Here is a 13,736-nt window from a genome sequence, read left to right as displayed (position 1 = left end):
GCGAGGGGGAGTGTTCTGCCTGCCTGAAAAAGGCAGACGGAACAAGGGAGTAAAAAATGGATTACAGGATCTCTTTCGCTGTTTTTACAACGTTCTCTACCGTGAATCCGAAATGCTTGAAGATGACATCCACCGGCGCAGAAGCACCGAAGGAATGCATGCCAACGAATCGTCCGGCATCGCCGATATATTTTTCCCAGCCCATCGAAACTGCTGCTTCAACAGCGATGCGTTTCTTGACGTTCGGTGGAAAAACGGAGTCGCGGTACTCTTTCGATTGCTGCTCGAACAATTCCCATGACGGCATGCTCACCACGCGGACTTTAACGCCTTCTTTCACTAATTGTTCATAAGCGCCAAGTGCGAGCTGGACTTCGGAACCGGTGCCGATGAGAATGAGATCGGGAGTGGGGGAATTCTCGACGAGAACGTATGCTCCCTTTGTAAGATTATCCGCTGACGGATATTTTGTCCTATCGATGGTTGGCAGTTTCTGCCGTGTGAGCAATAACGCAATAGGCCCGGTTTTATGTTCGATTGCAAATTTCCAAGCAGCAACTGTTTCGTTTGCATCGGATGGACGCAGAGAAATCATATTCGGAATGCAGCGCAATGCTGCAAGCTGCTCAACCGGTTCGTGCGTTGGTCCGTCTTCGCCGACACCGATACTGTCGTGCGTGAAAACATAAATCGGCCGAATGCCCATGATGCACGCAAGCCGAATTGCCCCGCGCATATAATCCGAAAAAACGAAAAATGTACCGCCGTAAGGTATAACACCATCCGTGACAGCTAAACCGTTCATGATGCCGCCCATCGCATGTTCGCGTACACCGTACCGCAGATACCGTCCGCCGTAACTGCCAGGTTGAAACTCGCCCATACTTTTAACAAATGTATTATTCGACGGCGCAAGATCAGCGGAGCCGCCGATCATCGATGGAAGAAATGGGGCGATGGCATTCAATGTCTTACCCGATGCTTCGCGCGTTGCCATTGCATCGGTGAATGTCGGTAATGCTTTTTTCCATTCCTCGCCATAATTTCCTTGGCGAATATTTTCTAATTCGGTAGCTAACTCGGGGAATTTCTGTTTGTATGCAGCCAACTTCTCGTTCCATTTCGCTTCTTTCTTTTTTCCTGCTTCAATTGCTTTTCGGAATTGAGCGAGCGCCTTCTCCGGAATGTAAAACTGTTTTTCCGGATCCCATCCGTAAAATTCTTTCGTCAACTTGATTTCCGCATCTCCGAGAGGTGAGCCGTGGGCTTCGGCAGTGTCGTGTTTATTCGGACTTCCGAAACCAATATGCGTTCGCACCATTATAATAGATGGACGGCCTTTTTCTTTCTTGGCACGTTGAATAGCATTATCAATTGCTTTCAGATCATTACCATCTTTTACTTTTTGAACAAACCATCCGTATGCCTCGAACCGTTTTGCCCGGTCTTCAGTGAATGCAAGTTCCGTAGGACCGTCTATACTGATATGGTTATCGTCATAAAAATAAATCAGGTTATTGAGTTTGAGATGTCCGGCAAGTGACGCAGCTTCAGATGTGATTCCTTCCATCAAATCACCATCACCAAGGGTTGCGTATATCTGATAATCGACAACTTTGAATCCATGTCTATTATAACGGGTAGCGAGATATTTCTGGGCAATTGCCATTCCTATGCCATTTGTAAATCCCTGACCAAGCGGTCCGGTCGTTACTTCCACGCCATCGGTGTGGCCATATTCAGGATGGCCTGGAGTCTTGCTCCCAAGCTGGCGGAAACTTTTCAAATCATCGAGTGAAACTTTATAGCCGGTAAGATGAAGCAAACTATACAGCAGCATCGAACCGTGTCCGCCGGAAAGAATAAACCGGTCGCGATTCTGCCAGTGCATATTCAGAGGATTATGGTTGAGATGTTTTGTCCACAGTACATAGGCAACGGGTGCCATGCCCATGGGCATACCGGGGTGACCGGATTTTGCTTTTTGGACCCCGTCCATAGCAAGCGTTCGAATCGTATTGATACAAAGTTGATCTAATGGTCTTGAAATCATCGTGTTTTTCTCCGAAGGTTTTTCAGCCATAGAATGAAAAATAAGTGGAAATAAGATAGTGAAGCTTTGCAGAAATTCAAAGCCGCGAACGAATGACGAAGATGCTCAGGGAGAATTCTGAGGTGTATATTCTTCGTTAAAGCGGTACGGAAATACGGACTTATGAACCGGGTGTGTAATAGTGAGAACGGGTGTGAGCGTACGTCGCACGACTTCTTCTGTTACATTGCCAATTTGCACTCGCCGCATGCCGCGGGCGCCATGCGTACCCATAATAATGAGATCCGCTTCATATTCCTCTGCGAGTCGGACGATGGAATTCTCCGGCTCAACATCGCGTCCAACAATTCGTTCCACTTGAATTTCATTTGCCTGTTTGTGATACACACTGAGGTCGGGAAATTTTTGCACAAGCAACTCCGGATGCTGCACCGTTAAATCGACAATGTGAAGAAGAATAATTTTTGCATGATGCCGGCGGGCAATTGAGACGGCATACGGGATCGCATAATTAGCGTATTCCGAAAAGTCCGTAGGGCATAGAATAGTTTTAATTTTCCATTTCGGTTCATGATCGCACGGGCGTACAGAAATCACCGGTGCACGGCAGAGACGAACCACACGTTCCACGGTGCGCCCTAGTAAATACGGAGATGCATGTCCCAATCCTTCTGTAGCGATCACGACCGCAGCAAACCTGTTGGTTTCTGCTTCTTGTATGATTTCGTGATATGCGGTTCCAAAATGAATATGTGTGCTTGATGTTTGCGGATCAAGTGCAGCGCGTTCTGAAATTTCTTTGAATTTACGCTGCGCAAACGTAGTCACTGTCTCACGGTAGAGAGCTTGATACTGCTCATCGGGCACAAAGAATCCCAACGGATCCTTTTCGTTTTCATCAACATATAATAACTTAATGTGCCCGTGTTCGCTTTTCGCAAGAAACACGGCAAATCGGATCGCTTGCAGCGATGCATCGGAAAAATCTGTGGGACACAAAATTCGGTTGAGTGTGTACATGAATAGAGCCGATATTAATATTTCTATCCAAGGGTGAAGCTTTTTTTGCAAAGAAGCAAGCGGCAAGTTATCGATCCGTAGTCATGATCGGTGGGTTGTTGAGGGTATCAAATTGTAAATTTCAATTTTCCTCCACATCAATTGCTTTGTTTTATTCAATGTCTATTGCATAGGGAATATCACGTAATTTGGGTTATTGTTCGCTAACGGCTGTTCCATCTTTTTATCAACCCTCATGCACTTATGGATGGTTCGTTATTTTCTTGCAATAAATTTGATAGAGACGTATCTTCCGGTATGAACTATCGGCCCATAAAATGAAAAAAGGATCAACGATACTTGTTGTAGAGGATGAAGAAATCCATAGCTTAATTCTTAGGCGGGTATTGGAAAACAACGGGTATGTGGTATTAGATGCAGCCAATGGCGCCGAGGGATTAGAAGTAATGCGGACGTTGAAAGTTGATCTGGCAATAGTTGATTTGGAAATGCCGGTCATGAATGGAATGGAGTTTACAAAATGGGTAAAGGAAACAGATCCGGACTTTCCTGTGATTATTGTCACTGCTCATGCGGCAAATTTTTCTCCGCAAGATATTCTTGCTGCGGATGTTGAAGCTTTTATTCAGAAACCGATAGTGACGGATGAATTATTAAAGATTATTGAACACATTTAATAATAATCGATATAAAATGAAAATAAAAAGGCTCTGGATTGCTACAGAGCCCTTTTGTTTTTTAATAAGGCGAGTTAGGAAGAAGAAGAGCACACCTTTGACACCATCTGTTGACTGTTATCGAGAGAAACTCGCAGTACCGTATGTACCATCCGAACGCATTACTGTAACCGTATATGAAGCACCGGCAGTCAATGTTCTCCCTGCGGTGCCCTGTGTTGTTTGAGTAGTTCCTGACGGCACGGTTCCATGTGTTACAGGCGAGGCAATGTTGTTAGATCCGGAATTACTAGCAATTCCCCAAACGAGACCGGCTGTGCCTGACACCTGCGTAACATTAAGTTGAAGAACGCCACCTCCAGCCCATGTGTAAGTTGGGGTTAATCCGCTACCGACATCGACTGTGATGGTGCCCGTCTGTGTTTGTGATGAATTATCGTTTGAGGATGGGGTTGATGAATCATCCTTTTTGCATCCTCCGATGAAAATGCTTAATACCATCACCACTACCAATCCAAACAATAAAATGTTTTTCATTTCAATAGCTCCTTTTTGTCATTGGTTAATGATTAGTTTATTAGTTGAGATAATGCGAATATCCTTTTGGGATCCCATCAATCAGAAATTTTGTGCACCGATAAATGAGGCGCAAATAATGGAAATAAAGAATAATCGTACGAAATTCAGGCTAATGTCTTTCATGTTTATGATGAAGTAATTATTTCAGTAATGTCATTTTCTTGACTTGGGTGAAATTACCTGCTGTCAATTTGTAAAAATACATACCGCTGGTATGATTATGTGCATCGCATGTGATCTCGTGAGCACCGGCATTCTGGACTTCATTGACCAGTGTGGTTACTTCACGTCCAAGCAAATCGAATACCGTTAGTGTAACATGACCGGCTTGACTCAATTGATATTTGATAGTCGTTGTTGGATTGAAGGGGTTAGGATAATTCTGATCTAAGGAAAATTGCAATGGTTGTCCGGATTTTTTATTCGATACACCGGTTGAACTTGAAAACTCAAGATCGTCTATCAATGCGAATGAACCTACATGCGGTATAGTCTGGCTTCCGACTAAAGGACCTCGAATATTAATATAAATCATGCACACCGCAGGATTGCCATCCTGAAGATATACTATCGGGATTGAAAATGGAACATACGATGACGCCGCCGCTCCTATTCCAATTGTTCCTCCGCCAAATGCTGATCCGGTTGCATCGGTTTTGAAGAAGGTTACTATAATTGTCAGGGAGTCGTTGCTCTGCGCAACCGGTGAGAACTGATAATACCCATTAAGCGAAGCAGGTCGGGTAGCATAGGGAAATCCTTGCATTGATGATCCGGTTCCTGAAATCAAGATGGGCGGGAGCGTTTGGCCGAAAAAAGATATGGCTTCAAGTCGCACGGCAGATGACCCTGAATGAGGTACATTTGATTGAGTCACTGTTCCCGCCCCGGGAATATTAGGACTGAAGTACCAGCTATTCGGAGCCCCGTTCATCCAATTCTCAAATCCACCATTCGGAATTGGGCCTTGAGCCAGAAGCGGGAGAGAAAATAAACCAAAGAGAAAAAGTAATTTCATAATTTTCATTGTGAGATCCTCTATATTATTGTGGTTATTTAAATGAAGTGCGGTCCCGTACACTTCTCAAGACCGCACTGTAGTTATTAACAACTTTATTTTTGTTTCTCTAATTCATAGCCCTTGATTACCTCTTCATCGATCGTGTAGAGATACTTCTCGCTGGGAGCGCTGAAGAAGAGCGGTCGTTTTGCTTCCTTCTGCTGCCAGAGTGTTTCGCCATTACTTATATCTACACACGTTAATTGGCGATCGAGACAATAAACGAGCTTATTGCCCAGGATTTTCGGAACGAATTGCAGATTTGAAGGATCGTAATCCCAAGGGAGTTTCCATACAACTTTACCATCGGACGCATCGAGCAATGCAATAGATTCTTCTCCGATCGCAAACAAGTGCGTGCCGGCAAATACGACTCGTAGAGTCTTTTTTGCTGTCGCACCCCATATGATTCCACCTCCCCAGCTTGGGTAATGACAGGAGGCGTCGGCTTCTTCTTTCTCAGAAATGAATTTGTTGTAATCAGCGCCACCGATTTCGGTGCGTTTCGTCGTTGTTGTATAGGTTGTTGATCCTATACTGTAAGAACTCGACGTGGTTGTCTTTTTACCAATTGGCCATTCCTGTATCGCGTAGATTTTTTTGAATGGCATTTCTCCTACGCCAATTTTTCCGAGCTTGAGAGTGTAGTCGTACTTGCCACCATCAGGCCGGCATTGGAGTGCGTAAATATTTTCCTCGTCTGCAAAGTATAATCGTTTGGTCGCCTCATCGTAATTATTCTTAAGAGAAAAATTGGGTGTTAAGAAAGAGGGATCCACTTTTGTTTCAACACGCCAGAGTTGCTTACCACTTGCGAGGTCGTACGCAGCAAATCCATATGGATCGATATCGTAGCGGCTATCGATTTTCATGCTTGCCTGTCCACCAAACAATCCCTTCGGTGGTTCAAGGCCAACATTAAATTTCCGTTCGCCGAACTTAATAAACAACGTTTGATCGATAAGCATCGCTTCGCGTGGAATGCCTTTCAGCAGTTTCTCGCTGAACCACATTCTCTTTTTCGATGTCAAATCGTATGCAGCAATGCTTTCATCTCCGACGAGGAACATCTTATTTTCGACAATCATTGGTTTCATCGCCGGTGCCTGAGAAGGAGAAGATGTATAATCCGATACACGCACATAATCCTTAAACAGAATTTGTCCTGTCTTTGGATCGACGATGACAACACCGTCACCGGGTTCGTCTTTTGTGTCGGGATTGCGCAACAAGTAGGTAGACACTAATCCAAACACGAGATTCCCTTCGAATTCGTCTGTCGTATAATCGTAGCCAATGTTCTCATAGCCGAACATATCTAACGGTCCTGTCTGTGCATTCGTAAACAAGGTCTCTACTGTTTTCTTCATAAACTTAGCGGCCGATCGTTGCCAGTTGGGCGTGTAAAGCTTCGAGTTGAAAATCGCAGGTGTCCTATAATTTACTTTACCTGTCAGCGCGTTGACACTCATGACATGGACATTTGTTCCGTCGTCGGAATAGCCACTTCCTCTCGTATATGCGAGAATTAAATTGTCACCGTCTAACTTAAGGTAACGATGTGCATATCCTTCAAAATTTTTATCTTTTTCTGCTGTTTGCCACAGAACTTTTCCATCAATAAGGTCAATTGCAAACATTGCATCCGAGAGACCGGCAAAGAAAATATCTTTTGTACCTATTGTTCTAATATCATAGGTACGGAAATCACCCACATCGGCTTTAACTTCTGTGAGGTCACCGGTTTTATCGTTCACAAATACAATCTTTTCTTTTCCGAGCACGATACAGCCATGAGGAGTTTCAATGATGGTTCCAAAGTCGGTATCGTATTTCATCGGAACGCGTTTCAATTCCTTTCTATCCACTGCATCGACAACGGCTATCTGATCGTCAAGAAGAAATACAAGATACCGTTCGTCCGGTGAAGTATAAAAGTACTTGCGCGATTTTTCAATCAATTTGCCATTGATCTCATATTTTTCGGCGTCAAAAACTTGCTTGCCATCGGCAAATTGGAACAGACCCAGTTTATCATCATCCATGAATACGAGTAAAAGATTTTGTTTTTCAAGTTTTTTATAGTTCCACCCACCTTTTTTACTGACATCTCCATTATATGCGATTTTAGATCTCCATAATTCCTTACCGGTGGTAAGATCGATGCCGATGTGAATTTTGTCATATCGTACGACAAGCACATTACCGAGCCAATCAAGATCGCTGAATTCATCCTGGTCAACCTTGGGATATTCTTGTTCCCATAGTAATTTGGCAGTAAGTGCATCATAGCACTGAAGTCCTTTACTCGTGCCGATGAGAAACTTTTCACCGATGAGCTGATGTACGCCTTTCTTTTCCCATTTTTTTACTTGCAGCTCATAGACTTTTGCACCGGTCGCTGCATCGTAGAGCCACGAATATTCATAGTTTGAGAGGAAAAGAAATTTGCCATCCTGCAAAAAGCTGTAATCCTTAATTTGCTCGCCAAAATCAAGTTTCCATTTCGGCACCTGTGCAGGTACAAAGAAAGAGGGGACGAGCCCGCAAAGAAGAAGCCACAAAAGACGTGTTTTCATGAAGACCTCCAAATATGTGAAGGAGAAAGAAAAATCCTGCCCTGGGAGAGCAGAGTGATAACCGCCGGCAATATAATCAATTGCTATGCCGCTAATTAAAAGGAAAGAACCCTATAAACAAGCTAAATTATTATGAATTCAAATTATCATGTTCGCAGATAACGACAGAAAGAATAAAAACGAGTGTCGCTTAATAACGACAGAGAGCAACAGGGAGAGATGTCTTTTCTGCAGGTGAAAGGCCGAATGTAACGCGTCATGTATCAATAAAGACGCTTGTCATTGTCCCATATAATTATATTACAGATAATCTCGGTACTCTTTATAAAAAGGAATTGCAGGAAGAACTTGGTTGCACAGCTTTTTCCTGGCAGGGATTTCATCATGATAATTCGGGTGTGATGTTTTGGAATTCCAGAATCAATTTCAAAAATATAGAGCAAACCTTGGAGACATTTACAGTTATCCCTACCTGGCTCTTACGGAAGATGAATACAGAAACTGGTTTCAAGATGCAATAATACCGGTGAAATCATTCCCTTGCTCGAATGCAGAACAGTTGATCGATATCCAGCCCAACGGAGACGCAAACTTCTGTGTCGATACTCCTGACTATATGTTCGGCAAAATAAGGGAATCAACTTTGCAGGATCTTTGGAACAGCGCGCGCGCTGAGAAATTCCGGGAGTATCGACGCAAAAATCGATGAGGCGCATGCTATCGATGTGTCTCTAAGTATATGTCTGAAATTGTAAATTGATTCAGGATGCTGTTGCATTCAGATCGACGCATTATTTCCGTGACACTTTAGAAGAAGAGAATCAACAGAAAGCATGATCATGCAAAATGTTTCATTGTTGGTTCGATGCGATATGAATGTGTCAGTTTAGCGCTTGCCGAAAGAATTGCCGAGACAGAGCAGTACTTCGTTACCGAAAGATCAATTGCCCGTTCCACATCCTCCGGTTTGATACCGTCGCCGTAGAAAACATATTCAATGTGAATCTCTGTAAAAATTTTTGGATGTTCGTCCCGCTCGATCCCCTTGACATTGCACTCGTAACCAATCACTGGTGACTTTTTCTTTTTGAGGATGGGAATGACGTCCATCGACGTACATCCGGCAAGAGCCATCAGCAGAAGTTCTTTTGGTGTTGAGGCACTATCGCTGCCGCCGACTTCGGCTTTCGTATCCATTATCACCCAATGATTGGACCCGGCTTTAGCGGCAAACGTGTTGCCTTTCAGTTGTTTGAGGAAGATTTCTTTGATCATAGGGTGACCTTTTTAAACAGTGAGTGGTCAATTGTGCATGTAAAAAAATGATGCTTCCGTGAATCCTTCTCTTATAAGATGCAGATCAAAGAAAAAGGATTCAGATGAACATAAGGATTGAAAAATGCGTGTCTGTGAACCGAACGATTGTCTCGGCCGCTGCTTGTCATCCGAATTAAAATAATCTACAAGGCCGCGTGACAAAGTTGATGTATGAAGTCAATGGTTAGAAAGTGGCGGTTGTTCACTCAATTGGGTCTACACTGTCATCGAGATGTATTTCTGCGTCAATTTCTTCTATAGGAGTGATTGGTGTTCCGTCAGGAGAAATCAATGGCGCCTCTTCCAGTTTTCCTTGTTTCTTTTCTAACTGACGCTTCCGCTTTTCTTCCTGCTTTTTCTGGCGTGCGATTTCTTTCTTTCGTTTCTCAAATTTATATGAGGCAGAATTTTTTTCCACAACTGGTCTCCTCTAAGATACAAAATAATAGTATCCGCGCAGATTCCGCGCAGGTATTTTGTATAACGTAGTTATCTTTTTCTTTAAGTCAAAATAAAACCTTCCGAATGTTATCGCGTGTATGCTGATGCATTCGGAAGGATAAAGTTGGTGTTACGTCCCAGCTGAATAATCGTCGTTGTATTTCACTTGTTCTTTTGTGAGCTTATCAATCTTATAACCCATTGTTGCTAGTTTCACACCGGCAATTTCCTGATCTTGTGCTGCAGGAATATCATATACTTTGTTTTCTAGCCGCTTGCCCTTCCTATGACTTTCCACGAGCCGGAGTTGAGACATAAATTGATTCGCGAACGACATATCCATTACTTCCGACGGATGTCCTTCTGCTGCGGCAAGGTTGACGAGACGTCCTTTTGCAAGCAAAAAAACACGCTTGCCATTCTTCAATGTGTACTCCTCGTTGTCCTTCCGGACTTCGCGCTTACTCTTCGAGACTTTTTCTAGATCCGGAATGTTAATCTCGCAATCATAATGTCCCGTATTGCAAATGATCGCACCATCTTTCATCGATTTGAAATGCCGCTCAATGATAATATCTTTCACGCCGGTGGCGGTTACAAAAATGTCGCCAACTTTTGCGGCATCGTCCATTTTCATGACACGAAAACCTTCCAATGTGGCTTTCAATGCGGCGGTTGGTTTCACTTCTGTAACGATAACATTTGCGCCAAGTCCCTTGGCACGCAAAGCGACGCCTTTCCCGCAGTGACCGAAACCGGCGACAACGAAATTCTTTCCTGCCAACAAGACACTTGTTGCGCGGAGAATACCGTCAAGCGTCGATTGGCCTGTCCCGTACACATTGTCAAAGTCCCATTTTGTTTCGGCATCGTTCACAGCGATCACCGGATATTGAAGCGCACCGTCATTTGCCATCGAACGGAGGCGATGCACACCTGTGGTTGTTTCTTCTGTTCCGCCGATGACGATTGGAATTAATTCCTGATGTTTGTTGTGTACGGTGAAAATGAGATCTGCGCCATCATCGAGAGTGAGCTGCGGTTTGAATTTGAGCGTCTCTTCAATGCACCAGTAAAATTCTTTCACGTTCATTCCGTGCCAGGCAAAGATGCTGATACCCTCGGCAGCGAGCGCTGCGGCTACATCGTCCTGTGTGGAAAGGGGATTACATCCGCTCCAACTGACTTGAGCTCCAGCTGCAGCAAATGTTTTCACGAGCACAGCTGTTTCTTTTGTCACATGCAGGCATCCGGCAATTTTGTAGCCCTTGAATGGTTTTGTCTTGCTGTATTTTTCCATCAGAGCCATCAGTACTGGCATGCGGGATTCCGCCCACTCGATGCGGAGTTTGCCGGCTTTCGCCAGCGAAAGATCTCTCACTTTATACTTATTTTTTTTCTCGTTCATAGTTTTTCAAGAAGTTCAATTGTTCATTCATTAATTAGTTAATTGGTTCATCTGTTCAATATCGCTCAGCAATTCTACCTTGCTGCTTTCTGCAAGGTTTTCACTAAATCCAAATTTTCCCAAGTGAAATCCTTTTCAGTACGGCCGAAGTGACCGTATGCTGCTGTTTGACGATAAATAGGCCGGCGCAGGTTGAGCCGTTTAATGATACCGCGCGGCGTCAGATCGATTTCTTTCATCACGAAATCCGAGAGCTGCGCATCGGGAATTATGCCAGTACCGAACGTGTTGATCTGGATAGATACTGGTTCCGAGACGCCAATAGCATAGGCAACCTGAATTTGACATTCAGTGGCAAGTTTTGCTGCGACAATATTCTTAGCAATATGCCGTGCTGCATACGCCGCACTGCGGTCAACTTTCGTTGGATCTTTGCCGGAGAATGCACCGCCGCCATGTGGAGCGCGTCCACCGTATGTATCGACCACAATTTTTCGCCCGGTCAAGCCGCTGTCACCATGCGGTCCGCCGACTTCAAATCTGCCTGTAGGGTTAACAAAATAGCGCGTTTTATTATCAAGCATTCCCGATGGAATAACGTTACGGACGATCAATTCAATAACATCTTCTTTGATTTTCTTCTGCGTGACTTCCGGATCGTGCTGTGTAGAGACGACAATAGTATCAACACGGATCGGTTTTCCGTTATTATCATATTCAACGGTCACTTGAGATTTTGCGTCAGGACGAAGATACGGCATCATTGTCGGCTGTTTCTTTCGCACATTCGCCAAACGAAGTACAAGTTTATGCGCGTACATAATCGGTGCCGGCATCAGTTCTGGAGTTTCTGATGATGCATATCCGAACATCATCCCTTGGTCACCTGCACCGCCTGTATCAACACCTTGCGCAATATCAGGAGATTGGGAATGAATGGAAGAGAGGACTGAACACGAATCCGCATCGAATCCAACGCCTGCTTTCGTGTAGCCAATGTCGCGGATAACGTTGCGCACAATTTCCTGAACTTCGATATAACCTTTCGTGGTGATCTCGCCGCCGACGAGAACCATGCCGGTCGTTACAAATGTTTCGCATGCAACCCGCGATGTCTTGTCTTGTTCAAGCAGTGCATCAAGCACTGCATCTGAAATCTGATCGCAGACTTTATCAGGATGTCCTTCTGACACAGATTCCGATGTAAATAGGTTTCTCATTCTTTCTCCGTACATATTTGATTGTTTAGTATATTTTTTTATGCGAATCGATAAGTCAATTCAGGATCGCCGTGAACGGCAGGGGAATCAATAAAACTCTAACTCAGATGAATCGCCGATGTTAATTCGTTTGTAATTACCACGTACAATAGCATTGATACCGATTAAAGATTCTTCGAGAAGAGAGTTCACGACTGTCGCCCCCTCGCCGATTATAGAATTGCGAATGATGGAATTTTCTATGATCGCATTATCTGCGATCGTAGCATTCGGCCCAATAATTGCATTACTCACTTTTGCGTTCTCTGATATAAATACCGGTGGTCGAATCACGACACCTGTGATAGGCGATGGTACCGGCTGAAATCCGAGAAGATGCTGGTTTGTGGAAAGCAGAGTTTCCGGTTTGCCGCAATCAAACCATCCCTCCACGAGGAAGGTCTTCATCTGTTCGCCGCGCGCGATCATCATTTGAAGTGCATCGGTCAATTGAAACTCGTTCTTCGTGCGTGTGTTGCTTTTGATCATTTCTTTTAAACATTCCACCAAGAGTTGGGGCCGTGTAATATAATAGAGACCAACGATAGCGAGATTGCTTTTTGGATCCTCAGGTTTTTCCACCAAATGTACAATGTGTCCATCCGTCGTTTCAGCTACTCCAAACCTTCTCGGATCATCAACACTTTTAACACCGATTTGTGTCTGTTGGTTCGCAATCATCAATGTAAGGTCAACATCGAAAATCGTGTCGCCAAGGATGATCAGAATCGGATTGCTGGAAAACGTGTGCCGAGAGAGGTAGATGGCATGTCCTAAACCGAGGCGTTCTTCTTGTTCCACAAAATCAAATTTAATTTTGTAGTTTTTCAAAACATATTCTTTGATCATTTCACCGAGATACCCGACAATAATCGTGGCTTCATCAAAGCCAGCTTCGATAATTTTATCAAGAATGTGCCCGATGATCGGTTTCCCGGCAACATTGAGCAGTACTTTCGGCACGGAGTACGTGTGCGGACGCAGTCGGCTGCCAACACCTGCAACGGGAATGATCGCTCTCATAATCTGATTTCGTCTTTCGTTGAAAAAATTCATTTAAAAATACAGAAGAATTCTCTCACAAACAAACGCCATACTTCAGTCAATTGCACCACCGTGAACGCCATGTGAGAAAAGTAATGCCCAGTTTCTCTTACACCAGGAATACAGAATTGAAAAGGAGGCGCAGTACAAATCCATGCAAACAAGATTTTATTAAAATAAATTAAGCTGTCTATTGACAGTTTTATAAAACTTCCTTACAATTATTATAGTAAAGTAAAGTGTTACGCTTTGCTGTTTTACAAATAGTGGTTATCTTTGGTCACTCGGCAATATCTAAC

General features: G+C 43.9%; 11 protein-coding genes. 1 reads left to right on the top strand and 10 read right to left on the bottom strand.

Going from position 1 to position 13,736, the window contains the following annotated elements; all coding sequences use genetic code 11:
• Positions 1-61 precede the first annotated feature (61 nt).
• On the bottom strand, positions 62-2,053 hold the full coding sequence (gene tkt, locus NTX44_13780) for a transketolase (protein MCX6122675.1): 1,992 nt from the start codon (positions 2,051-2,053) through the stop codon (positions 62-64).
• Positions 2,054-2,158: 105 nt separating this feature from the next.
• Positions 2,159-3,073 carry a universal stress protein gene (locus NTX44_13775; protein MCX6122674.1) on the bottom strand — a complete coding sequence of 305 codons (915 nt, stop codon included), beginning with the start codon at positions 3,071-3,073 and terminating at the stop codon, positions 2,159-2,161.
• 317 nt (positions 3,074-3,390) lie between these two features.
• On the opposite strand from NTX44_13775, the gene NTX44_13770 reads away from it, so the two are divergent.
• Positions 3,391-3,750 carry a response regulator gene (locus tag NTX44_13770; GenBank protein ID MCX6122673.1) on the top strand — a complete coding sequence of 120 codons (360 nt, stop codon included), beginning with the start codon at positions 3,391-3,393 and terminating at the stop codon, positions 3,748-3,750.
• Between the two features lie 117 nt (positions 3,751-3,867).
• On the opposite strand, the gene NTX44_13765 is transcribed toward NTX44_13770, so the two are convergent.
• From NTX44_13765 to NTX44_13730, 8 genes are all read right to left on the bottom strand, one after another.
• Complete coding sequence (locus tag NTX44_13765; protein MCX6122672.1) at positions 3,868-4,287, bottom strand: hypothetical protein; 420 nt, start codon at positions 4,285-4,287, stop codon at positions 3,868-3,870.
• A gap of 181 nt (positions 4,288-4,468) precedes the next feature.
• Positions 4,469-5,356 (bottom strand): T9SS type A sorting domain-containing protein, encoded by an 888-nt coding sequence (locus NTX44_13760; GenBank protein MCX6122671.1) that lies wholly within the window; start codon positions 5,354-5,356, stop codon positions 4,469-4,471.
• A gap of 86 nt (positions 5,357-5,442) precedes the next feature.
• Positions 5,443-7,968 carry a PQQ-binding-like beta-propeller repeat protein gene (locus tag NTX44_13755; protein ID MCX6122670.1) on the bottom strand — a complete coding sequence of 842 codons (2,526 nt, stop codon included), beginning with the start codon at positions 7,966-7,968 and terminating at the stop codon, positions 5,443-5,445.
• A gap of 837 nt (positions 7,969-8,805) precedes the next feature.
• Complete coding sequence (locus NTX44_13750) at positions 8,806-9,243, bottom strand: OsmC family protein (GenBank protein ID MCX6122669.1); 438 nt, start codon at positions 9,241-9,243, stop codon at positions 8,806-8,808.
• 244 nt (positions 9,244-9,487) lie between these two features.
• Positions 9,488-9,703: a hypothetical protein gene (locus tag NTX44_13745; GenBank protein ID MCX6122668.1), complete on the bottom strand. Its 216-nt coding sequence runs from the start codon at positions 9,701-9,703 to the stop codon at positions 9,488-9,490.
• 153 nt (positions 9,704-9,856) lie between these two features.
• Positions 9,857-11,134, bottom strand: a complete 1,278-nt coding sequence (locus NTX44_13740; protein ID MCX6122667.1) for an adenosylhomocysteinase — start codon at positions 11,132-11,134, stop codon at positions 9,857-9,859.
• A gap of 74 nt (positions 11,135-11,208) precedes the next feature.
• Positions 11,209-12,354: a methionine adenosyltransferase gene (gene metK, locus NTX44_13735; protein ID MCX6122666.1), complete on the bottom strand. Its 1,146-nt coding sequence runs from the start codon at positions 12,352-12,354 to the stop codon at positions 11,209-11,211.
• A gap of 87 nt (positions 12,355-12,441) precedes the next feature.
• Entirely contained in the window at positions 12,442-13,416 is a 975-nt protein-coding gene (locus NTX44_13730; protein ID MCX6122665.1) for a sugar phosphate nucleotidyltransferase, read from the bottom strand.
• Positions 13,417-13,736 lie beyond the last annotated feature (320 nt).

It is taken from the genome of Ignavibacteriales bacterium (assembly GCA_026390575.1).
Classification (GTDB): Bacteria; Bacteroidota; Ignavibacteria; order UBA10030; family UBA10030; genus Fen-1298.
Note: the sequence above shows the minus strand (reverse complement) of the source record. Positions and strands in the feature narration are given on the sequence as shown.

Bases quoted from the DNA above. Each gene is read 5' to 3' on its own strand.
- tkt (MCX6122675.1), bottom strand. From the start codon at position 2,053: ATGATTTCAAGACCATTAGATCAACTTTGTATCAATACGATTCGAACG.
- NTX44_13775 (MCX6122674.1), bottom strand. From the start codon at position 3,073: ATGTACACACTCAACCGAATTTTGTGTCCCACAGATTTTTCCGATGCA.
- NTX44_13770 (MCX6122673.1), top strand. From the start codon at position 3,391: ATGAAAAAAGGATCAACGATACTTGTTGTAGAGGATGAAGAAATCCAT.
- NTX44_13765 (MCX6122672.1), bottom strand. From the start codon at position 4,287: ATGAAAAACATTTTATTGTTTGGATTGGTAGTGGTGATGGTATTAAGC.
- NTX44_13760 (MCX6122671.1), bottom strand. From the start codon at position 5,356: ATGAAAATTATGAAATTACTTTTTCTCTTTGGTTTATTTTCTCTCCCG.
- NTX44_13755 (MCX6122670.1), bottom strand. From the start codon at position 7,968: ATGAAAACACGTCTTTTGTGGCTTCTTCTTTGCGGGCTCGTCCCCTCT.
- NTX44_13750 (MCX6122669.1), bottom strand. From the start codon at position 9,243: ATGATCAAAGAAATCTTCCTCAAACAACTGAAAGGCAACACGTTTGCC.
- NTX44_13740 (MCX6122667.1), bottom strand. From the start codon at position 11,134: ATGAACGAGAAAAAAAATAAGTATAAAGTGAGAGATCTTTCGCTGGCG.
- metK (MCX6122666.1), bottom strand. From the start codon at position 12,354: ATGAGAAACCTATTTACATCGGAATCTGTGTCAGAAGGACATCCTGAT.
- NTX44_13730 (MCX6122665.1), bottom strand. From the start codon at position 13,416: ATGAGAGCGATCATTCCCGTTGCAGGTGTTGGCAGCCGACTGCGTCCG.